The organism is Gelidimonas diazotrophica (assembly GCF_055694025.1).
The window spans coordinates 3,449,677-3,470,209 of the sequence record NZ_CM146349.1 but is presented as its reverse complement, the minus strand read 5'-3'; the positions used below and the strand labels follow the sequence as shown (position 1 = coordinate 3,470,209).

The following is a 20,533-nucleotide window of genomic DNA, read 5'->3' as shown; positions in this document are numbered from 1 at the left end:
GCCGTTAAGTCGCCGCCGGTAGCCGGATTTCATGGCCGGCAGTCGGCAACTAACGCTGCTCCCCCGCAGTAAATGCCAGCATGCAAAACACCGCAAGCGGGTATCGTACGCATCGCCTGATTCACCCCTCCAGCCAACTTGCATTCACCAGACCGAGCGGGTTTTCCCTAAATGCTCGGTAAGAAAGTCAATCAGCGCGCGCACTTTTGGCGAAACGTATTTGCGGGTCGGATAGATTGCATAGATGCCCAATTCGATCGAATGAAAGTCGGGCATCAATTCGATCAGCGTACCGGCCGCGAGGTCGTCCCCGACCAGGAATGTAGGCTGCAAAATTACGCCCTGATGCGCCAGTGCGGCCGCACGGCAAGTATCGCCGCTGTTGGTATGCATGCATGGATTCGTCTTGACGCTGACCTGGCCTTGCGGCCCGTCGAAGCGCCACTCGTCCTTGGTCGACCAATAGCTGTAGGAAATTATCGCGTGCGTGGCAAGTTCCACCGGATGCTGCGGCACGCCGTGCGTTTTCAGGTACTGCGGTGACGCGCACAGCACCATGCGGGTGGTCGCCAGACGTTTGCTGATCAGCGTCGAACTCGGCAGGATTGCGATCCGAATTGCCACGTCATAACCTTCTTCGACCAGATCGACCACCCGGTCGGCCAGCATCACATCGAGTGCAACGTTCGGGTAACGGGTGCGGAATTCGCCCCACAGCGGCGCCAGATGGAGGATGCCAAAAGTGACCGGTGCGTTGATCCGCAGCAGACCGCTGGCCGCGCCGCTGCGCGAAGTGATTTCAGCTTCAGCCTCGCTTACTCCCGCCAGCAATTCCTTGCTGCGTGCAAAGAACACCTGGCCCTCCTCGGTCAGAGACAGCCGCCGCGTCGTCCGGTGCAAGAGGCGCACGCCCAGGCGTGCTTCCAGATCGCCGACATAGCGCGAGACGGCGGCCTTCGACGCGCCAAGCGCATCGGCCGCCTTGACGAAACTGCCGGCCTCGACCACCGCATTGAAGGTTTGCATTTCCAGGAATCTATCCATTGTGCCGATTATTGAAACAATATATCTAATTTTAAGCTATTTATCTCAAAATCGTTACCTTATAAAGTGTGTCCCATGCATTGCGAGTCACAAGCTTGCATCACCGCCTGACAACAGGCGGCTCACTTCAATTCAATGTAAAGGACACATCATGAATATCCTCGTTCTCGGTTCAGGCAACATGGGCTCGGCTTTTGTCAAACAACTCACCGGTGCCGGCCACCAAGTCGCGCTGACCGCCCGCAACTTTGAGAAGGCGCAGACGGTCGCCGCCGCCAATCCAGGTGCAACTGCCGTCGCAACGGCCAACGCGGCTGCACAAGTTGAGGTTATCGTGCTGGCCACCGGCTTCGGCGATGCCGTCAGCGCACTGAAATCAATCGGCGATCTGCGTGGCAAAATTATCATCGACATCACCAATCCGCTGACCGCCGATTACATGGGATTGACTCTCGGCTACGACACTTCTGCTGCCGAAGAAATCGCCAGGGCGGTGCCGGAAGCTACGGTCGTCAAGGCCTTCAACACCTTGTTTGCACAGGTACTGGCTGAAGGCGCAGATTTCGGCAACGGCCAGACCGTATCGGTGTTGGTAGCCAGCGACAGTGAGCGCGCCAAGCAAACCGCCGTTGCACTGGCCGAGAGCATCGGCTTTTTGACCATCGACGCCGGCAGCTTGAAGAATGCACGCTACCTGGAGCCGCTCGGCGGATTGAACATTTATCTCGGTTATGGCGCGGGACTCGGCACCAGCATTGCCCCGACCTGGATTCACAAGGCTTGATTTGCCATCACCATCATCATTACCGACACATCACTTTGACATTGGAGTACATCATCATGAAACCGAATACCACTGACTACGCAGCCCTGCTATTGCGACTCACCCTGGGCTTCATGTACCTGACCCACGGCCTGCTCAAACTTCTCGTTTTTACCCTGCCTGGAACGGCCGGATTTTTCGCATCGGTCGGGTTCCCCGGGTGGATGGCTTACCTCGTGACGCCAGCGGAAGTGCTGGCTGGCGTGGCGCTGATTGCCGGCTTCCAGACCCGCTGGGTGGCGCTTGCCGGGATTCCAATCTTGCTCGGCACAGTCGTCGTGCACGCCGGTAACGGCTGGGTTTTTTCCAACCCCAACGGCGGCTGGGAATATCCCGTCACCCTGATCTTTACCGCGGTGGTAGTAGCGCTGCTTGGCGGTGGACGCATCGCCTTCACCAAAACGGCGCAGTGAGTCTGTTTGGCCGGTAGCGGGCGCACAACGGACGAACCTTACCTCGTCCGCTGCTGCGCCTGCTCGCCGGCATAAATCTGGAGACATGCATGAACATAGCCCCGGTCTTTTTCATCTCTCACGGTGCGCCGACCTTTGCCCTGGAACCGGGTGCGCTCGGTCCGCGCCTCGCCGCCCTTGGCAAACAACTGTCTGGCATCAAGGCAGTGCTGGTGTTGTCACCGCACTGGCAGACTCAAGACGTACGCGTCATGAGCACTGCCGCACCAGAAACAATGCACGATTTCGGCGGCTTTCCGGCGGCGCTGTACGAACTCCAATACCCAGCGCCTGGTCACCCGCAATGTGCAGCAGAAGCCGGCCGGCTGCTGGCCGAAGCCGGATTCACGGTGGGTTTCGATGCGCGGCGCGGCCTCGATCATGGGGCTTGGGTACCGTTGATGCACTTGCTGCCCGACGCCAACGTGCCCGTCTTTCAGGTATCGCTGCCCTATGGATTGGATACCGCCGGAGCCGTCAAGCTAGGCCAGGCACTGGCGCCGCTGCGTGAACGCGGCGTGCTGATCGTTGGCTCTGGCAGCCTGACGCACAACCTGTACGAGTTTCGACAGTCGAGCGCCGGCGAAGCATCCTATGCCCGCGAGTTCACGCAATGGATTAGGCAGGCTGTCACCAACCATGAAGTCGACCGGCTGGTGGATTACCGGCAGCGCGCACCGCATGCCGAGAGGGCGCATCCGACCCAGGAGCACTTTCTGCCTTTGCTGGTGGCACTCGGCGCGGGTGCCGCCGGCGAAGTCGCGCAAGTCATTGCGGGTGGCATCACCAACGGCGTGCTTTCGATGGAGTCCTATGCCTGGGGCTTGATGAACGAATAAATCGACACGATCACGGATTGACCAGGAATTTCAACATGAACAGTTTGCAAAACTCTATCCACGCTCCATTTTGCAGATGGAAGTCGAAGTTCTGATGCAGGGCTTCGGCGCAGACTACACAATTGTTTTAAGTGATTACTTACAAGAATCCCTGCGACTGCAAACATACTGGCTAATGTATATTTTATTACCGCATATAAATAATGCGGTAAATAACAGGTTTATCGGCATACTCCAGCATAAATTATCAATCCAGTGACTAGGTATAAAACAAGTCGAGCACGGTGCTAGTGCCGGTTTCGACTTGCAGCGTTGCGCCTTGGGTCGGGCTGCAAAAGGCGACCTTCGCCTTCAGGCAAAAAGCAGCCATTTACGGCGTAATCCCTCTAGCGTAGATCGATGCTGCCGGAAAACAAGAAGACGGTCATTGCCGTCTCCCTGGTTCCAGCGATGGTACTCCTGGCGAGTTTACGGAGCCGGCTGTGTGATCGCGTTCATTTGGAGAGTGACCGCCGTTTGTGCCAACAGTCTGCCGTTCACTGACGCGCCCGTATTCACGGCCGCCAGCGTTTTCCCCATCAGGATGCCCTCGAAGTGCGCGGTCGTTCCAATGGACGCATTGTCAGCGACTTGCCAGAAGATGTTCTTGGCTAGTGCGCCTCCGGCCAGGGTTATCCGCGTTGCGTTGGCCTGTTTCAGCTGTCCCGCCACTTGGAAAATCCAGATGTCATTCGGGCCGCCCGAGAGGGTAACGTCGGTGCTAATCAAGAGATCGGTACCCCATTTGTAAAGCCCGGGAACCAAAGTGAGGCCGCCAATTTCGCCGGCGCCCAGTTCATTAAAATCGGGCAATACGCGTCCCTCGGCGTTGCTGTACGCGGTTTGCATGTCGCCCACTGCTGCGGTCAGGGAGGTGGCATCATTAATCGCGCAAGGCAGCGGACCGGACGCATCGACGACGTAAATTTTCCCCGTCACTTCCCCACATGTGAGAAGAAGAGCAGCACCGGTAATGGGGCTGGTTCCCACGTTTCCGGTAATGGCCGAGGCATACACGTCGGTGACTCCGGTTTTGCTCAGAATCGCGAAAGTGCCGGCGGTGCCGAGGTTGACTGGCGCATGGGCGGTAAAGGGAATGGCTCTGGTGGTAAAGTTCCAGACAACAGGATTGCCCATCGCAGTGCCGCCGGCGCTCTTGGCCATTGTAGTCACCGTGGCGGTATAACTGGTGTTTGGTGTCAGAGCGGACGCGCTTGGCGTAAAGGCGGCTGCCGTGTTTTCGGGATTCAGGGCGACGGTGCCGGGTACGTTGTTGCCGGTGGTTTCCTTGAGCGTGAACGTGGTCAGGGCGCCGGGCAGGGACGAATTGATCGTTGCCGGGTCCATTGACTGGTTGAAGGTAGCGGTGATTACCGTGCCGGTCAAGTTGCCGCCGATATTGGTGCTGGTCGAAGTATTCGTGGCGCCGTTACCCGGGCTGGTCTGCGTCACCGTGGGCGCGCCTGTAACAACAGTAGTGCTCGCTAATGTGCTTGCGTTTGCCGGAGCCCCACCTTCTCCTGCTCCGCCGCACCCGGCCACAAAAGCAGGTAGCAGTAATGCCATGCACCACGCCCGTGGTTTGGATAAATTTGCGAATCTGTTCATTTTCTGTCTTTCTTCATTGGAGCCCGCAGGTGCGGGTGGTGGGTTGATCTATTGCGGGTGCGAACCATAAATGTGCTGCATCAAAATTTCTGCGTCGCCTGTCTGTCACGCGCGACAGCGCCTACCAGATCGAGATCATTTTGTCAAGATGCTCTTGACATTCGTCAATATTAAGCTATTTGTGAAAACTTGAACGGGGGAAATTGCGGATGTTCCGCAAAACAACAAACAAAAAGAGTTTTCCAATATGGAAATGGCAATAACAGCGCTAGAGCAGCGCGGGTTTCACCCGCCCTACTTGGCTGAAGCTTCTGGGGGACGATGCAGAATTATGCGTTTTGCTGCGGGATAAATGAAGCTGGCACCTCACGGCAGAGCCAGCCAGCATCCAGCCAGGTAGGGCGGGTGAAACCCGCCTGACGCTATAGAAATCAGAGCAGCGCGGGTTTCTATAGACCTACCTGGCTACTGAATTGTCTCAGTTACTACTGACTATTCACATCACCCCAGCGCCATGCGCTTGCTCATCGGCGTGGTAGCTTGAGCGCACCATGGCGCCGACGGCGGCGTGGTCGAAACCCATCTTGTAGGCTTCCTGCTCGAACATCTTGAAGGTGTCCGGATGCACGTAGCGGCGCACCGGCAAGTGGTCGCCGGACGGCATCAGATATTGGCCGATGGTCAGCATGGTGACGTTGTGGGCGCGCAGATCGCGCATCACTTGCAGGATTTCTTCGTCGGTTTCGCCCAGACCTACCATGATGCCGGATTTGGTCGGAATGTTCGGGTGCTGCTCCTTGAATTGCTTGAGCAAGTTCAGCGAGTGTTGATAATCCGAACCGGGGCGGGCTTCCTTGTACAGGCGCGGCGCGGTTTCCAGGTTGTGGTTCATCACGTCCGGCGGCATGTCATTGAAAATTTCCAGTGCATGTTCCAGGCGGCCGCGGAAGTCGGGCACCAGCACTTCGATGCGGGTGTTGGGCGACAGTTCGCGAATCTTGCGGATGCAATCGACAAAATGGCCGGCGCCGCCGTCGCGCAAATCGTCGCGATCGACTGAGGTGATGACGACGTACTTGAGCTTCAGTGCGGCGATGGTTTTTGCCAGTTTTTCCGGTTCAGCGGCGTCCAGTGCGTCCGGGCGGCCGTGGCCGACGTCGCAGAACGGGCAGCGCCGGGTGCATTTGTCGCCCATGATCATGAAGGTTGCGGTGCCCTTGCCGAAGCATTCGCCGATGTTCGGGCAGGAGGCTTCTTCGCACACCGTGACCAGATTATTTTCGCGCAGGATGTCCTTGATTTCGTAGAAGCGGGTGGTGGGCGAACCCGCCCTGACCCGAATCCAGTCCGGCTTCTTGAGCCGCTCGGCAGGGATGATCTTGATCGGGATGCGGGCGGTTTTATCCGCGCCTTTTTGCTTGTCGCTGGGGTTGTAGGCGGATGATGCTAGCGGTAGCTTGGTTTCAGAAGTCATTGCATGTCCTGGTGGCAATTAATGCAGCAGAGGTGCACAGCGCACAGCGGAGTTTCGCTGTGCACTGCGTAGCTAGGTTGCGCGGGTAAGATTTTGAATCAGTGCGTACGCCAGTGCAGACTGCACCTCCGGCAACGGTATATGCGCACCTTGCGAGCGCATGTCGACCGTTTGCAGGCCGGCGTAACCGCAAGGGTTGATCCACGAAAACGGCGCCAAATCCATCGCTACATTCAGCGCTACGCCGTGATAAGTGCAACCGTTGGCGCGAATCTTGAGGCCGAGGGCGGCGATTTTTGCGCCAGCCGATGCGCCGTTCGCCATGTAAATTCCGGGCGCGCCCGGCTTGCGTTCGCCGGCCAGATTATACGCGGCGAGCACCTCGATGACCGACTGCTCGATGGCGCGCACGAACTCGCGCGGGAACATGCGCGCACCCGTGCGGCGGCGCAAATCCATCAGCAGGTAAATGACCACCTGGCCCGGTCCGTGATAAGTGACTTCGCCGCCGCGATCGGTTTCCACAATCGGAATGCCGTGCGCATCGAGCACGTGGGCGCGGTCGGCGGCAAGGCCAAGAGTGAAAACCGGCGGGTGTTCGACAATCCACAATTGGTCCGGTGTGGTAGCGTCGCGGCTGTCGGTGAAGGCGCGCATGGCGTCGAAGCTGGCGTCGTAAGGTTCGACGCCGCGTTGAATAATGAAAGGAGATTGCATGGTCGCCAGTGTACCGAAATAGCGCGGCTGGCGCGCCAACAAGCTTGATTCCAATGTGGGTATTGCGAGGTCCGGCTGGCCGCAGCGTGGTAAAAAAATGCAGTGCGGCAACCGCATGATTGCCGCGCTTGATGGCCGAAAATGCGCTGCTTTACAGTTTCTATTATTTATTTATTAGTGGGAGTATGCTTTATTTTTGTGCATTAAACGCATATATTTAATGCTATATATGAAAATACACTTAATAGTATATTGAATATGACAGAGCCGGGCAGTGGCCTCAAAAGGATCGCTCGCTGTGGCATGCCGGCGCGTTAGCGAACGCGTTATCGTCCCCGCTTGGACATGAGGCAAAGTCTGCTTGGAAAAGGCTGCGTTTTGGAGGAGGGGAGGCTAATGACTTGAAGCTCTGACGCCATTTACAACCTGATCCAGTCCATATTTCTTGAGCTTAATGTATAGCGTGCTCTTTGCAATGCCAAGATGCTTGGCCACCAGAGTCAGATTACCGCGGTCTGCTTCGAGCGTCTCGCGGATGAACTCCAGTTCCGCGTCTTCCAGCTTTCCCGTGGTCGCGGCAGATCGCGGGTTAACTTTCCAGTCGCCGGAAACCAGTAGCAATCCGATTTCAGGTGGCAGTGCATCCAAACCCAACGATGCCCCGCTAGCCATCAAAAACATGCTTTCAACCACGTTGCGCAGTTCACGCACGTTGCCGGGCCAGGGATGGTTTTCCAGCGCGGTGATTAGTTCCGGCTTGATCTGCTTGGAGGCGACGCCGTACTGTTCGGCAAACTTAGCGAGAAAATGTTCGACCAGCGGCCGGATATCTTCCCTGCGTTCTCGCAGTGGCGGAATACGGATGCTGGTCACCGCTACCCGGTAATAGAGGTCCATGCGGAAGCGGCCCTCGGCAACTTCATCCCGGAGTTCCCGGTTGGTGGCCGCGATCAGCTTGAAATTGATTTTTCGTGGCGTAGTTTCGCCAATACGATAAATTTCTCCTTCTTCCAGAACCCGTAGGAAGTGCGGTTGCAGCTCCAGCGGCATTTCGCCGATTTCATCGAGAAACAACGTGCCGCCATTCGCCGCCTCGATCTTGCCGATCATGCCGCCGCGCCGCGATCCGGTGAAGGCTCCCTCGCAATGACCAAAAAGCTCGCTTGCCAGGAGATCCTTGGAAAGGCCGCCGCAATTAAGCGCAACGAAGGGACGTCCCCCAAGACGTTCCCCGGTCTGTGCGGAAAGGTGGATTCCTTGCGCAAAATTTTCCTTGCCGACCCCTGTTTCGCCGAGCAACAGCACCGGGACATTGGTTTTGGCAAGCAGCTTTGCCTTTTGCACCGCTTGCGTCAAGGCGGCGCTACTGCCCACCATTCCGGCAAATCCTTTGATGTCGGTAGTCATCACAGACTTTGCGGACAGGCCCTTGCTGGCAGTGTGTAAAGACATGCCAGCCGGCGGCAACCCCGGAATTGTCAGCAAAGTTCCGATCCGTTCCCCGGCATCGATAATCGGCTCAAGCCAGTCGGCGCACAGCCATTCGGGAGCCTTTGCGCGCGTAGTGGGCGCGAATGTCCCCATGCTCAAGGTCGGGATCTGGGTGGTTTTTTTGAGATCGAAGTCGATGCCTCGTGCCAGCAAAACAGTCGCGGCGCGCTCGTTGACCTTGATCGGATAGCCGCGCCGATCGCAGATAATCACGCCATCTGTCGCGCTGGACATTTTCGCCATGCCCTGTTCCAGCAATTGATACCGAAAGTCCAACTCCAACTTGGCCAGTTGGCCCTCGATCCGGCTGGCAGTGGTGACGGCCAAAGCCAGGCTATGCGGACTGAATGTCTTGCCCAGGCCGGAAACATCCACCGCACCCAGAATCTTGCCGTCATAGGGATCGCGGATGACGGTGGCTGAACAGGTCCACTGCTTGATCCCGGCGCAGAAATGTTCTGCCGCATGGATCTGTACCGGCTGACCGATGGATAAGGCGGTGCCGATCGCATTGGTGCCGCAAATCAGTTCGCTCCAACTGCTTCCGGTAAACAGGTGAATATCCTCGGCCGCTCCCAGCGCGCGGAGGTCTCCCTCAACGCCCAGGATCATCCCGTTCGGATCGGAGAGGATCATGATCGTCTCGGTTTCGGCCAGGAAATCCCTGGCCATCGCCATCACCTGTTTGCCGGCGCTCAGCAACTCACGATGCTGGTATTGCAGAGAATGGAGTGTGTCCTCATTGACTGGGGGCAATGCGTGCTGGCGGGTGGGATCGACCTGCACCTCCTGGCAGCGCCGCCAGGAATCATCGATCAGGCAACGCAATGCATTGGCTTGGGGCGCATGCCCGCTCAGAAATCCTTCCCAGGCGGCCATGATCTTGTGGTTGTTTTGCGGATTGGATAGCCGCTGGTTTGGCTCGTTTGCAATCATATTGTCTCCTACTGGCTACGCGCCTTATTCCCAAAGGCCTTAGCTGCGCTGGCAGGCTTTTTTTGGAAAATTCATTAACATTTTTTTTGACTATACACCTCTCCACAATGCGAATTTAACGTTGCAGTGCAGCGCCGTTTTTAAAGACGGTCTGCACAGCGCCTTCGCTTTTCCTTATTTCTGGCAATTATTCAGCGTTCGATTTTCGGCCGCGTTCGAGGTCACCGTCCGAAAAACAAACGTTTCCGCGCGCCGTCGCGGCAGCGGGATCGATCCACTGTTTTATTGTTTTTCATAGCAGGAAATGGTTTCTTGACGCCTTTTCAAAGGCATTGGCATGCTCCTTGCGATAGCTGGTGTGCGGACTTTTAATTTCATCGCCAAACACTGCCATCAACTGTTGCCACTGTTACCACCGTCACATAACGGTCGATGGCCGGATTTGAAAAAACCACATTCATTGAGGAGACACACATGCAAACTCAACACTCACCAGTACAGGTGATGGGCATCGATGCCGGCGGCACGATGACTGACACCTTCTTCGTCAGGGAGGATGGATCATTCGTGGTCGGCAAGGCGCAGAGTAATCCTGGGGACGAATCACAGGCGATCTACGAATCGTCGATCGACGCTCTGGCAGAATGGCAGCGCAAGGTGGATGATGTTTTCCCGGAACTGTTGACCTGCGTCTATTCCGGTACTGCCATGTTGAACCGGGTGGTGCAGCGCAAAGGCCTGGATGTGGGTCTGATGTGCAACCGGGGTTTTGAAGATATCCATTCGATGGGCCGTGCCGCGCAAAGCTATCTCGGGTATGCGCTGGAAGAACGGATTCATTTGAATTGCCACCATTACGACGAACCACTGGTGCCGCTGTCGCGCACTCGCGGCGTCACCGAACGCACCGATGTCCAGGGTCAGGTCGTGATTCCGTTGCGCGAAGAGGAAGTACGGGTTGCCACCCGCGAGCTGGTGGCGCGCGGTTCGCAGGCGATCGTGATCAGTCTGTTGCAATCGCACAAGAACGCCCAGAGCGAATTGCGTGCACGCGATATCTGCCGTGAAGAATTGATAAAAATCGGTGCCGATATCCCGGTCTTCGCGACCGTCGATTATTACCCGTCACGCAAGGAAACCCACCGTACCAACACCACCATTCTGGAAGCTTATGCGGCGGAACCTTCACGCGCCACGCTGAAAAAAGTCAGTGACCGCTTCAAGAAACATGGCGCCAAGTTCGATCTGCGCGTGATGGCAACCCACGGCGGCACCATCGGCTGGAAAGCCAAGGAGCTGGCTCGCACCATCGTCTCCGGCCCCATCGGCGGCGTGATCGGTTCCAAATTTCTGGGCCAGAAACTAGGCTATGACAATATTGCCTGCAGCGATATCGGCGGCACCAGTTTTGACATGGCGATCATTACCAAGGGCAATTTCGCGATCCAGTCTGATCCGGACATGGCGCGCCTGTTGCTGTCCTTGCCGCTGGTCGCGATGGATTCAGTCGGTGCTGGCGCCGGCAGCTTTATCCGCATTGATCCGTACAGCAAGGCGATCAAACTCGGACCCGACAGCGCCGGTTATCGGGTCGGCATGTGTTGGGCCGACAGCGGTCTGGATACGGTGTCGGTATCCGATTGTCACGTCGTGCTGGGTTACCTCAATCCGGACAATTTCCTGGGCGGCGCGATCAAGCTCGACCTCAACCGGGCCCGTAAATATCTGAAGGAACAAATCGCCGATCCACTCGGCCTCTCGGTCGAAGATGCCGCGGCAGGCGTGATCGAACTGCTGGATTTGAACCTGCGCGAATACATGCGTTCGGTCATCAGCGCCAAGGGTTACAACCCGGCTGACTTTGTGTGCTTCTCGTACGGCGGTGCGGGTCCGGTCCATACCTACGGTTATACGGAAGGCCTGGGCTTCAAGGACGTGGTGGTGCCAGCCTGGGCGGCCGGCTTCTCCGCCTTTGGCTGCGCCTGCGCCGAGTACGAATACCGCTATGACAAGAGTGTCGATATCGGGGTCGGCCCAAAAGCCACCGACGCTGAAAAAGTACAAGCCTGCACCACCCTGACCGCAGCATGGGCAGAACTGAGCGAAAAAGTCATCGACGAATTCATCATTAACGGATTCAAGCCGGAAGATGTATTGCTGCGTCCGGGCTATCGAATGCAGTTCATGGGTCAGCTCAACGACCTCGAAATCAATTCACCGATCACCAATGCGTCCACGCTGGCGGATTGGGAAAAGATGGTGCACGCATTTGACGAGACCTATGCCCGGGTTTATGCGGCGTCTGCAAGTTCACCGGAATTGGGTTTTGGCGTGACTGGCGCAATCATGCGCGGCAGCGTTGTTTCCTCCAAGCCGGAACTGCCCGAAGAGCCGGATGCCGGCCCGATTCCGCCCAAAGAAGCGCATATCGGCAGCCGTCCTTTCTATCGCCACAAACAATGGCAGGATGCGCAAATCTGGTCGATGGAAGCACTCAAGGCCGGCAACCGCGTAGTGGGTCCGGCCATTATCGAATCGCCTTCCACCACTTTCATCGTGCCGCTGGGGTTTGAAACCTATTGTGACAAGCACCGCTTATTTCATCTCAAAGAAGTCAAAGCAGTCAAATAAGGAGACCAATCATGAACAAAATGTCACGGAAAGAAATGGGCTTGCCCGATTTGCTGGGCAACGGCAAGACCCTCAAGGAGCATCGCGATGCGATTTTGGCGCGCACCAAGGAGACTGGTTTTTATAACGGACTCGAAACGCTGGAGTTCAAGGAAGCAGATCCGATTACCTATGAAAAGCTGTTTTCCAGAATTCGCGGCGGCCTGGTGCACGCCCGCGAAACGGCGAAAAAAATTGCAGCGTCTCCTATCGTGGAGCAAGAAGGCGAACTGTGTTTCACGCTGTATAACGCCGCCGGCGACTGCATTCTGACGTCCACCGGGATCATCATCCACGTCGGCACCATGGGCGCGGCGATCAAGTACATGATCGAAAATGCATGGGAACTCAATCCGGGCATCAACCCGGGCGACATGTTCACTAACAACGATTGCTCGATCGGCAATGTGCATCCGTGCGATATCGCCACCATCGTGCCGATCTTCTGGGAAGGTAATCTGGTGGGTTGGGTTGGCGGCGTCACCCACGTGATTGACCTCGGTGCGATGACGCCGGGTTCGATGTCGAGCGGTCAAGTCTCGCGCTTCGGCGACGGCTTGCAGGTGACCTGCCGCAAGACCGGCATCAACGACACGCCGCTGCGCGACTGGCTGCACGAGAGTCAGCGCAATGTCCGTACCGCCAAATACTGGATTCTGGACGAACGCACCCGGATCGCCGGTTGCCACATGATACGCACGCTGGTAGAGGAAGTTCTGGCGGCCGAAGGGATAGCGAATTACACCAAATTTGCCCACGAAATCATCGAAGAGGGCCGGCGCGGCCTGCAGTTGCGGCTCAAGGCAATGACTATTCCCGGGGTCTATCGCAGGGTTTCCTTTGTCGATGTTCCGTATGACCATAAGGACATGAGTCTGGCTTCGGAGTTCGGCAAGATGAACAGCATCATGCATGCGCCGTGCGAAATGACGATACGTCCGGACGCCACCTGGAAGCTCAATTTTGAAGGCGCAAGCCGTTGGGGCTGGCATAGCTACAACGCGAATCAGGTGGCATTCACCAGCGGCATCTGGGTGATGCTGACGCAAACCCTGGTGCCGACTGCGCGCATCAACGATGGCGCCTACTTCGCGACCGAATTCAAGATTCCCAAAGGCACCTGGATGAATCCGGACGACCGCCGTACCGCGCATGCCAACGCCTGGCATTTCCTGGTTTCGGCCTGGAGCGGGATCTGGCGCGGCATGAGCCAGGCCTACTATGCCCGCGGCTATCTGGAGGAAGTCAATGCCGGCAATGCCAATGCCTGCAACTGGCTGCAGGGTGGCGGCATCAATCAGGATGGCGAAGTGCATGCGGTCAACAATTTTGAGACTGCCGCATGCGGCACCGGCGCTTGCGCGATCAAGGATGGACTGAACCACAATGCCGCGGTGTGGAATCCTGAAGGCGACATGGGCGATATCGAGATTTGGGAAATGGCGGAACCGCTGCTGTACATGGGCCGCAACGTCAAGACCAACTCCGGCGGTTACGGCAAATTCCGTGGCGGCTGTGGTTTCGAAACCCTGCGCATGGTGTGGAAAGCCCAAGACTGGACTATGTTCTTCTCCGGCAATGGCTACATGAACAGCGACTGGGGTTTGATGGGCGGTTACCCATCGGCTACCGGGTATCGTTTTGAAGCGCACAAAACCGATCTTGAAGCACGCATCAAGGATGGTTTATCGCTGCCATTGGGCGCCGATCGCAATCCCGGAAATACGGAATACGAGCGTCACATTAGCGCCACGGCGGAGGTCAAGCGTGACAAGCAATGCACCACCACCGAAGCAATTTTCGAAAACCATGACCTGTATTTGAACTATTTGCGTGGCGGCCCGGGCTTTGGCGATCCACTCGATCGCGATTGCGCGTCGGTTGAAAATGATCTCAATAGTCACTTCGTGTTGCCCGAGTTCGCGGTGAAGGTCTACGGCGTCGTGATAGCGCAAGACAACAATCAAGTATGGAAAGTCGATGTTGCCAAGACTGTCGTCCGTCGCAAGGAAGTCCGCAAAGAGCGGATCGCCAGAGCCGTTCCAACCCGCGAATGGATGAAAGAAGAACGCGCACGGGTCATCACTAAATCCTCATCGGTACAGGTGCGTCACATGTTTGCAACCAGCTTTGACCTCAGCGCCAAGTTCAAGAATGAATTCAAGACGTTCTGGGATCTGCCCGCTGACTGGGAACTGCTGGAGTCCGAGTTAGGCGTGCCTTCATTCGGTTCCAAATACCGGATGGATCTGTCGAAGTTGCCTGACGTACGCACCGTGAGCCTGGTCGAAGAGTGATTTGAAGCCGGAGTTCGGAGTGTGGGGTTTAACCTCGGCTCCGGCCAGCCCCCCTTATTGGAGAAATAAAATGTCTGTTTACACACAAGAGCAAGTGAACTATCTGGTGGAAGGCAAGCTGGACTGGGAAACCACCATGCGCATGCTTTCTTTGCCGAAGGACCATGATCGCTTCCGCATGTATTTGAATACGCTGCAGTCCAAATTGCCCTGGGATGACAAGGTGATTCTTCCGATCAGCTTGCATCTTTACATCGCGCAAAACAAAAAAACCAAGGAATGGGTCACTAAATGCAGTTGCGGTCACGAGTTTGGCGATTACCGCAAAAACTGGAAACTGGAGGCTTTGGTGTATGTGCGCGATACGCCGGAAGCGATGCAGGAAGTCTATCCGGAGCTGATGGCGCCGGACACGACCTGGCAGGTATACCGTGAGTACTACTGCCCGGAGTGCGGAACCATGCATGACGTCGAAGCGCCAACGCCGTGGTATCCGGTGATTCATGAATTCGAGCCGAATATCGAAGCTTTCTACAATGACTGGGTGCATCTGCCATTGCCGGAAAAAGCCAACTAAGCGTCAACTAAACGCGTAGGTTGGGCTGCAAAGCCCAACGGTTTCTGTAGCGGACCGGAAAAATGTTGGGCTTTGCAGCCCAACCTACGTCCTGCGGTTTACAGCACTACTTTGACCATCGGATGCGACGATAGCGCTCGGTACAAATCGTCGAGCTGGACGCGGCTGGTGGCGCGCACGGTGACGGTCAGGCCGAGATAGCTGCCTTTGGAAGAGGGCCGCATTTCCAGTTTGCCGGCATCGAAGCCGGGGTCGTGCTGGATCACCAGCTCGACGATGATCTGGGCGAAATCATCGTGCATTGCGCCCATGATCTTGATCGGAAAATCGCAGGGGTATTCAATCAGGGTGTCGGGAGTGGTTGCCATGGTTTCGGTTTAGTGATGGATGCGCCGAACAAAAAGGTCCGACGCAGGAAACTATTTTAGGCCCAAATCCGAAAAGACAAGCGTGCTAGGCCGCTTTCGCCGCCTGATAGGCCGCATACAATTTTTTGTACATCGGGCCGGGCACGCCTGCTCCGATCGGCTGGCCGTCGATGGAAACTACCGGCAGCACTTCCTTGGTGGCTGACGATAACAACACTTCGTCGGCGGCAAAGACTTCGGCGCGGGCGATATTGCGCGCTTCAAAGACAATCCCGTTGGCGGCGCACAGTTCCTGCAGCAGCGCGTAACGGATGCCTTCCAGAATCAAATTGGTCTTCGGCGGGCCCATCAGCTTGCCGTCCTTGACGATCCACGCGTTGGAGGAGGACGCTTCGGTCAGGAAGCCATCGCGGAACTGGATCGATTCGGTGGCGTCGTGTTCGGCCGCATATTGCGCGGCCAGCACGTTGCCCAGCAGCGAGCTCGACTTGATTTCGCAATGCAGCCAGCGCTTGTCTTCCAGCGAGACGCACGCCACGCCCTTGGCGCGCACGGCATCGCTTGGCAACACAATCGGATTGGTCATGATGAAAACGGTCGGCGTCACGTCGGCCGGGAACGCATGGGCGCGCTTGGCTACGCCGCGGGTGATTTGCAGATACACCATCTGGTCGTCGGCCGGATGCGCATCCATGATGGTCTGGATCAGGGCCAACCATTCGGTTTTGGTGTGCGGATTGGTGATGCTGATCGCGTCCAGACTACGAAACAGGCGCGCCAGATGTTGTTCAGAGCGAAACATCTTGCGCTTGTATACCGGAATGACTTCGTAGATGCCGTCGCCAAAGATGAAGCCGCGATCCAGCACCGGGATTTTAGCTTCGGACAGTGGCGTTAGTTGGCCGTTCAGATAGACCAGTGGGTCGTCCATGGTGTGGGTTTCCATTAGTTTCCATTAAAGTGAAAGCGTGAATTTTGGCACAGCGCGTGCCATCAGACGATGCAATTAATGCATAACGACGACGGGCTTGTTGTGCCGGGATTCCGATGAATTTTAAAAAATACGGGAGTATGTATTAAAACAATGCTATTGCCGCATATATTGATTGCGGTATTAATATTTACAGTGCGCAGTATGCTGCGCATAGTTAAGCCTAAGAAAGTTGATATTGCGAAAATGGGTGCGCGGCTGTTGACAGGGTTGCTGACAGCCGCGCACCGGGTCGATCAGATTATTTTATCCACAGCCGCAGCGAATCCCAGGCGCGTCCGAAAATGCTGGCCTGATTGATTTGCTCCAGCGCCAGCACCGGCAATTGCGTCACCACTTTGCCGTCCACCATCATCTTCAACGTGCCGATCTTGGCGTTTTGATTGATCGGCGCCACCAGCGGGTCGTTGCGCTCCAGCACTGGCTTCATCTTGTCGGCCATGCCCTTCGGCAGCGTCACGAACACGTCGCGGTTAAATCCGACCTTGAGCTGATTTTGTGCGCCTTTCCAGACTGGCAGCGTGGCGAGCGGCTGGCCCTTGGCGTACAGCTTGACCGCGTCGAAATTCTGGAAACCCCAGTTCAGCAATTTCTGGCTTTCCTGCGCGCGCAACTGGTCGGAAGTCGCGCCCGACAGCACGCTGAGCAGGCGGCGCTGGCCGGAGCCGTTGGGCCGCTTGGCCGAGGCAATCATGCTGTAGCCGGAAGCGTTGGTATGGCCGGTCTTCATGCCGTCCACCGATGGATCGGACCATAACAGGCGGTTGCGGTTCGGCTGCTTGATCTTGTTATAGGTGAAATATTTGGTCGAATCGATCTTATAGAACTCCGGGTAGTCGGCGATGATGTGCGAGGCCAGCAGCGACAGGTCATGTGCGGTCGAGAAGTTTTCTGCATCGGGCAAGCCATGCGGATTGCCGAAGCGGGTGTTCTTCATGCCCATGCGCTGCGCTTCCCGGTTCATCAACACCACGAATGCACTTTCGGTGCCGGCCACCGCTTCGGCCAATGCTACCGCCGCGTCGTTGCCCGACTGCACCATCAGGCCGTACAGCAAGTCATTCACGCTGACCGGCACGCGCGGTTCGATATACATCTTGGAGCTGTCGGCGTCGACTTTCCAGGCATGTTCCGACACCGTCACCATTTGGTTGATCGCCAGCTTCTTGTCTTTGAGCGCGGCAAAAGTCAGATAGGCGGTCATGACCTTGGTCAGCGAGGCCGGCTCGATGCGCAGGTCCGGATCTTGCGAGGCGATCACCTGATTGCTGTTCATGTCCAGCAACAGCCAGGAGCGCGCTGCAATCGTCGGCGACGGCAGGGTTTGCGCCACTGCGGTGGAAAGAATGGAAAGGGATAGGACACTGGCGGCAAATACCGCACATAATTTTTTCATGGGCTTGGGGAAAGTGAGATTTGTGAATGGAAAACTCGTGTAGGTCGGGTTAGCGGCTTCATCGCGTAACCCGACATGTGCAGCTGGGAATGTCTTAATAATTTTCGTAGGATGGGTGAAACCCATCATTTATCGAACTTACACGATGGGTTTCACCCATCCTACGTACTTAACAACGCCACATTTCGACCATCAGATTATTGATATGTTGCAATTTTCGGTGAAAAAAATGATCAGCGCCTGGAATCACCAGCACCGGCAGATCCTGCGGCCGGGCCCAGTCGAACACGTCGGAGAGCGGAATCGTCTGGTCCTGCTCGCCATGGATCAGGATGGTATTGGCCGGCACGGCGGGCATCGCCCATTTGCCGGCGGCGGTGCCGACCAGCACCAGCCGTTCGGCCGGCTGGCCTTGCGCAATCAGGCGCTGCTGCAATTGCGCCTGGACGAAAGTGCCGAAAGAAAATCCGGCCAGTGCCACCGGCAGTTCCGGATATTGCTGCTGCATGTGCGCCAGCAGAATAGCCATGTCGTCGGTCTCGCCGAGGCCGGCATCATGCACGCCTTCGGAAGCGCCGACACCGCGGAAATTCATCCGCACCGTGACATAGCCCAGCTTGGTGAAGGTGCGCGCCAGCGTGTGCACCACCTTGTTGTCCATGGTGCCGCCATACAGCGGGTGCGGATGCGCTATCAGCGCCACGCCGCGCGGGGTGGCGAATTCGGTTGCATCGGGCAAGGTGAGCGCGCATTCGAGCTGGCCGGCAGCGCCGCTGATGAAGAATTTTTTGAGGTGGAGGTTCATTGTCAGATTTTCAGGCGGTCGACGACCTTGCCGCCGATTAAATGGCTGTCGATGATTTCATCGATGTCTTCGTTATCGACATAGGTGTACCAAGTTCCTTCCGGATACACCACCATGACCGGGCCTTCGTCGCAACGGTCGAGGCAGCCGGATTGGTTGATGCGAATCTTGCCGGCGCCGGCGAGGCCGAGCTGCTTGATGCGCTGTTTGGCGTGTTGCTGCGCCGCTTGCGCGCCGCGATCGGCGCAGCAGGGGCGGCCGTCTTCGCGCTGGTTGAGGCAAAAGAAAACGTGATGCTGATAATAAGGAATATCGGGAGTGTCAGGCATATCGCTCATGTCGGGCCTTGCAAGGCGGGAAGTCGGACCCGCAATGATACACCGCAGCCGGATTGCCCGATGCCGGCTGCGGCGGAATTGCCGCACCGGTAGCAGGCCGATTTTCTTGACTTCGGTCAAGGTTGCGGCAAGCGGCTTTGATAGCGCTATATATTGTTATATATTACGGTTTTTATCGAAGCATAATTAAGGCATAAAAATGCAATCCACGATTTTGAAACGGCTGCTGGCAGCCGCCGCCCTGGTCGTTGCAGCCGGCTCCGCCCTTGCCGGCGATCTCACGGTTTCCGCTGCGTCCAGCCTGACCAACGCTTTCAAGGAAATCGCGCAAAGCTATCAGGCGCAATATCCTGACGCAAAAATTGCGTTGAACTTCGGTGCGTCCGGCGCGCTGTTGCAGCAATTGGCAAAAGGCGCTCCGGTCGATATTTTCGCTTCCGCCGATCAGCAGACGATGGACATGGCCGAGAAGCAAGGCTTGGTTGCGGCCGGCGACCGGCATAATTTCGTGCGCAATACGCTGCTCCTGATTGAACCCGACGACAGCAAGCTTGCGCTCAAGCGACTGGAGGATTTGGGCCAGCCCGGCATCAAACGCGTTGCCATCGGCAACCCGGCCAGCGTCCCGGTCGGGCGTTATGCCAAACACGCGCTGGAAGCAGCCAAGCTGTGGTCGGTGGTGGAAGCCAAGGTCATCAGCACGCAAAACGTGCGGCAATCGCTGGATTACGTGGCCCGTGGCGAAGTCGATGCAGGGTTCGTCTACGCCACCGACGCCGCGCTCATGAAAGACAAGGTCAAGGTAGTGCTGGAGGTTGCGCTGGATGTCGCCATCAGCTACCCGATTGCAAAAACCATCGCCAGCACCCATAGCGAGGAAGCCCAGCGCTTTGTCGGCTACATTCTGTCGCCTGCCGGACAGACGATTTTGCACAAATACGGCTTCAGCAAGCCCTGACAACACCAGCCAATAGCGCATAGATTCGATATGGATTCGGCATGGACCGCACTCACCCTCTCGTTGAAAGTCGCGGGTTGCGCCACCGCGATCAACCTCGTCCTTGGCATCGCCGTGGGCTATGCGCTGACGCGCCTGCGCTTCCCTGGGCGCGACTTGCTGGATACGCTGCTGACGCTGCCGATGGTGATGCCGCCCACCGTGCTGGGCTATTACCTGCTGGTGCTGATGGGGCGGCGCAGCTGGCTGGGCGCATGGCTGTTTGATAATTTCGGCATCAATCTGATTTTCACCTGGCAGGCCGCGGTGATCGCCGCCGCCATCGTGGCCTTTCCGCTGGTGTTCAAGCCGGCGCGCGCCGCCTTCGAGGCGGTCGATGGCCAACTGGAGCAGGCGGCCCGGGTGCTGGGTATCGGCGAAGCCGGCATTTTTTTCCGGATCACGCTGCCGCTGGCCTGGCGCGGCATTCTGGCCGGCGTGCTGCTGGCCTTTGCCCGCGCGCTGGGCGAGTTCGGCGCGACTCTGATGGTGGCCGGCAGCATTCCCGGTAAAACGCAAACCTTGTCGATCGCGGTCTACGAAGCGGTGCAGGCGGGGCAGGACGGCGTGGCCAATACCCTGGTGTTGATCACTTCGGCGGTCTGTGTGGTGGTGCTGCTGGCGGCCGGCCGGCTGGCTCCCGGCCGGATCGTCAATCGATAGTGGGTGAA

Annotated in this window: 18 protein-coding genes; 8 read left to right on the top strand and 10 right to left on the bottom strand. The window is 57.1% G+C overall.

Going from position 1 to position 20,533, the window contains the following annotated elements; translation table 11 throughout:
• Positions 1-144 precede the first annotated feature (144 nt).
• Positions 145-1,044, bottom strand: a complete 900-nt coding sequence (locus tag KGFNPO_RS16115; RefSeq protein ID WP_472632245.1) for a LysR family transcriptional regulator — start codon at positions 1,042-1,044, stop codon at positions 145-147.
• A gap of 151 nt (positions 1,045-1,195) precedes the next feature.
• Here KGFNPO_RS16115 and KGFNPO_RS16110 point away from each other — a divergent pair, with 151 nt between their 5' ends.
• From KGFNPO_RS16110 to KGFNPO_RS16100, 3 genes are all read left to right on the top strand, one after another.
• Positions 1,196-1,828 (top strand): NADPH-dependent F420 reductase, encoded by a 633-nt coding sequence (locus tag KGFNPO_RS16110; RefSeq protein WP_472632244.1) that lies wholly within the window; start codon positions 1,196-1,198, stop codon positions 1,826-1,828.
• A gap of 53 nt (positions 1,829-1,881) precedes the next feature.
• A complete protein-coding gene (locus KGFNPO_RS16105) occupies positions 1,882-2,280 on the top strand; it encodes a DoxX family protein (RefSeq protein WP_472634512.1) in 399 nt (132 codons plus the stop codon).
• Positions 2,281-2,369: 89 nt separating this feature from the next.
• A complete protein-coding gene (locus KGFNPO_RS16100) occupies positions 2,370-3,158 on the top strand; it encodes a DODA-type extradiol aromatic ring-opening family dioxygenase (RefSeq protein WP_472632243.1) in 789 nt (262 codons plus the stop codon).
• 468 nt (positions 3,159-3,626) lie between these two features.
• Here KGFNPO_RS16100 and KGFNPO_RS16095 read toward each other — a convergent pair whose 3' ends face one another.
• The 4 genes from KGFNPO_RS16095 to KGFNPO_RS16080 all read right to left on the bottom strand — a co-directional run bounded on the left by KGFNPO_RS16095 (position 3,627) and on the right by KGFNPO_RS16080 (position 9,423).
• The gene (locus KGFNPO_RS16095; RefSeq protein ID WP_472632242.1) at positions 3,627-4,805 is read right to left on the bottom strand and encodes an ice-binding family protein; all 1,179 of its coding nucleotides are present in this window, start codon (positions 4,803-4,805) and stop codon (positions 3,627-3,629) included.
• Positions 4,806-5,301: 496 nt separating this feature from the next.
• The gene (gene lipA / locus KGFNPO_RS16090; RefSeq protein ID WP_472632241.1) at positions 5,302-6,279 is read right to left on the bottom strand and encodes a lipoyl synthase; all 978 of its coding nucleotides are present in this window, start codon (positions 6,277-6,279) and stop codon (positions 5,302-5,304) included.
• Between the two features lie 72 nt (positions 6,280-6,351).
• Positions 6,352-6,996: a lipoyl(octanoyl) transferase LipB gene (lipB, locus tag KGFNPO_RS16085; RefSeq protein WP_472632240.1), complete on the bottom strand. Its 645-nt coding sequence runs from the start codon at positions 6,994-6,996 to the stop codon at positions 6,352-6,354.
• A 393-nt stretch (positions 6,997-7,389) separates the two neighbouring features.
• Complete coding sequence (locus tag KGFNPO_RS16080) at positions 7,390-9,423, bottom strand: sigma-54-dependent Fis family transcriptional regulator (RefSeq protein ID WP_472632239.1); 2,034 nt, start codon at positions 9,421-9,423, stop codon at positions 7,390-7,392.
• A 474-nt stretch (positions 9,424-9,897) separates the two neighbouring features.
• Between KGFNPO_RS16080 and KGFNPO_RS16075 the strand changes: the two genes are divergently transcribed.
• From KGFNPO_RS16075 to KGFNPO_RS16065, 3 genes are all read left to right on the top strand, one after another.
• A complete protein-coding gene (locus KGFNPO_RS16075) occupies positions 9,898-12,054 on the top strand; it encodes a hydantoinase/oxoprolinase family protein (RefSeq protein ID WP_472632238.1) in 2,157 nt (718 codons plus the stop codon).
• A gap of 11 nt (positions 12,055-12,065) precedes the next feature.
• Complete coding sequence (locus KGFNPO_RS16070; RefSeq protein WP_472632237.1) at positions 12,066-14,390, top strand: hydantoinase B/oxoprolinase family protein; 2,325 nt, start codon at positions 12,066-12,068, stop codon at positions 14,388-14,390.
• A 70-nt stretch (positions 14,391-14,460) separates the two neighbouring features.
• Positions 14,461-14,967, top strand: coding sequence for an acetone carboxylase subunit gamma (locus KGFNPO_RS16065; RefSeq protein WP_472632236.1), 507 nt, complete (start codon positions 14,461-14,463; stop codon positions 14,965-14,967).
• 98 nt (positions 14,968-15,065) lie between these two features.
• On the opposite strand, the gene KGFNPO_RS16060 is transcribed toward KGFNPO_RS16065, so the two are convergent.
• From KGFNPO_RS16060 to KGFNPO_RS16040, 5 genes are all read right to left on the bottom strand, one after another.
• Positions 15,066-15,335 (bottom strand): HP0495 family protein, encoded by a 270-nt coding sequence (locus KGFNPO_RS16060; protein WP_472632235.1) that lies wholly within the window; start codon positions 15,333-15,335, stop codon positions 15,066-15,068.
• An 85-nt stretch (positions 15,336-15,420) separates the two neighbouring features.
• Complete coding sequence (locus KGFNPO_RS16055) at positions 15,421-16,266, bottom strand: D-amino acid aminotransferase (protein ID WP_472634511.1); 846 nt, start codon at positions 16,264-16,266, stop codon at positions 15,421-15,423.
• A 301-nt stretch (positions 16,267-16,567) separates the two neighbouring features.
• Positions 16,568-17,722 carry a D-alanyl-D-alanine carboxypeptidase family protein gene (locus KGFNPO_RS16050; RefSeq protein WP_472632234.1) on the bottom strand — a complete coding sequence of 385 codons (1,155 nt, stop codon included), beginning with the start codon at positions 17,720-17,722 and terminating at the stop codon, positions 16,568-16,570.
• 169 nt (positions 17,723-17,891) lie between these two features.
• Positions 17,892-18,527: an alpha/beta hydrolase gene (locus tag KGFNPO_RS16045; protein ID WP_472632232.1), complete on the bottom strand. Its 636-nt coding sequence runs from the start codon at positions 18,525-18,527 to the stop codon at positions 17,892-17,894.
• A gap of 2 nt (positions 18,528-18,529) precedes the next feature.
• Positions 18,530-18,865 carry a (2Fe-2S) ferredoxin domain-containing protein gene (locus KGFNPO_RS16040; RefSeq protein WP_472632231.1) on the bottom strand — a complete coding sequence of 112 codons (336 nt, stop codon included), beginning with the start codon at positions 18,863-18,865 and terminating at the stop codon, positions 18,530-18,532.
• Positions 18,866-19,064: 199 nt separating this feature from the next.
• Between KGFNPO_RS16040 and modA the strand changes: the two genes are divergently transcribed.
• Entirely contained in the window at positions 19,065-19,823 is a 759-nt protein-coding gene (gene modA, locus KGFNPO_RS16035; RefSeq protein WP_472632230.1) for a molybdate ABC transporter substrate-binding protein, read from the top strand.
• Between the two features lie 30 nt (positions 19,824-19,853).
• Complete coding sequence (gene modB, locus KGFNPO_RS16030) at positions 19,854-20,525, top strand: molybdate ABC transporter permease subunit (RefSeq protein ID WP_472632229.1); 672 nt, start codon at positions 19,854-19,856, stop codon at positions 20,523-20,525.
• Positions 20,526-20,533 lie beyond the last annotated feature (8 nt).

Bases quoted from the DNA above. Each gene is read 5' to 3' on its own strand.
- KGFNPO_RS16115 (WP_472632245.1), bottom strand. From the start codon at position 1,044: ATGGATAGATTCCTGGAAATGCAAACCTTCAATGCGGTGGTCGAGGCC.
- KGFNPO_RS16110 (WP_472632244.1), top strand. From the start codon at position 1,196: ATGAATATCCTCGTTCTCGGTTCAGGCAACATGGGCTCGGCTTTTGTC.
- KGFNPO_RS16100 (WP_472632243.1), top strand. From the start codon at position 2,370: ATGAACATAGCCCCGGTCTTTTTCATCTCTCACGGTGCGCCGACCTTT.
- KGFNPO_RS16095 (WP_472632242.1), bottom strand. From the start codon at position 4,805: ATGAACAGATTCGCAAATTTATCCAAACCACGGGCGTGGTGCATGGCA.
- lipA (WP_472632241.1), bottom strand. From the start codon at position 6,279: ATGACTTCTGAAACCAAGCTACCGCTAGCATCATCCGCCTACAACCCC.
- lipB (WP_472632240.1), bottom strand. From the start codon at position 6,996: ATGCAATCTCCTTTCATTATTCAACGCGGCGTCGAACCTTACGACGCC.
- KGFNPO_RS16080 (WP_472632239.1), bottom strand. From the start codon at position 9,423: ATGATTGCAAACGAGCCAAACCAGCGGCTATCCAATCCGCAAAACAAC.
- KGFNPO_RS16075 (WP_472632238.1), top strand. From the start codon at position 9,898: ATGCAAACTCAACACTCACCAGTACAGGTGATGGGCATCGATGCCGGC.
- KGFNPO_RS16070 (WP_472632237.1), top strand. From the start codon at position 12,066: ATGAACAAAATGTCACGGAAAGAAATGGGCTTGCCCGATTTGCTGGGC.
- KGFNPO_RS16065 (WP_472632236.1), top strand. From the start codon at position 14,461: ATGTCTGTTTACACACAAGAGCAAGTGAACTATCTGGTGGAAGGCAAG.
- KGFNPO_RS16060 (WP_472632235.1), bottom strand. From the start codon at position 15,335: ATGGCAACCACTCCCGACACCCTGATTGAATACCCCTGCGATTTTCCG.
- KGFNPO_RS16055 (WP_472634511.1), bottom strand. From the start codon at position 16,266: ATGGACGACCCACTGGTCTATCTGAACGGCCAACTAACGCCACTGTCC.
- KGFNPO_RS16050 (WP_472632234.1), bottom strand. From the start codon at position 17,722: ATGAAAAAATTATGTGCGGTATTTGCCGCCAGTGTCCTATCCCTTTCC.
- KGFNPO_RS16045 (WP_472632232.1), bottom strand. From the start codon at position 18,527: ATGAACCTCCACCTCAAAAAATTCTTCATCAGCGGCGCTGCCGGCCAG.
- KGFNPO_RS16040 (WP_472632231.1), bottom strand. From the start codon at position 18,865: ATGAGCGATATGCCTGACACTCCCGATATTCCTTATTATCAGCATCAC.
- modA (WP_472632230.1), top strand. From the start codon at position 19,065: ATGCAATCCACGATTTTGAAACGGCTGCTGGCAGCCGCCGCCCTGGTC.
- modB (WP_472632229.1), top strand. From the start codon at position 19,854: ATGGATTCGGCATGGACCGCACTCACCCTCTCGTTGAAAGTCGCGGGT.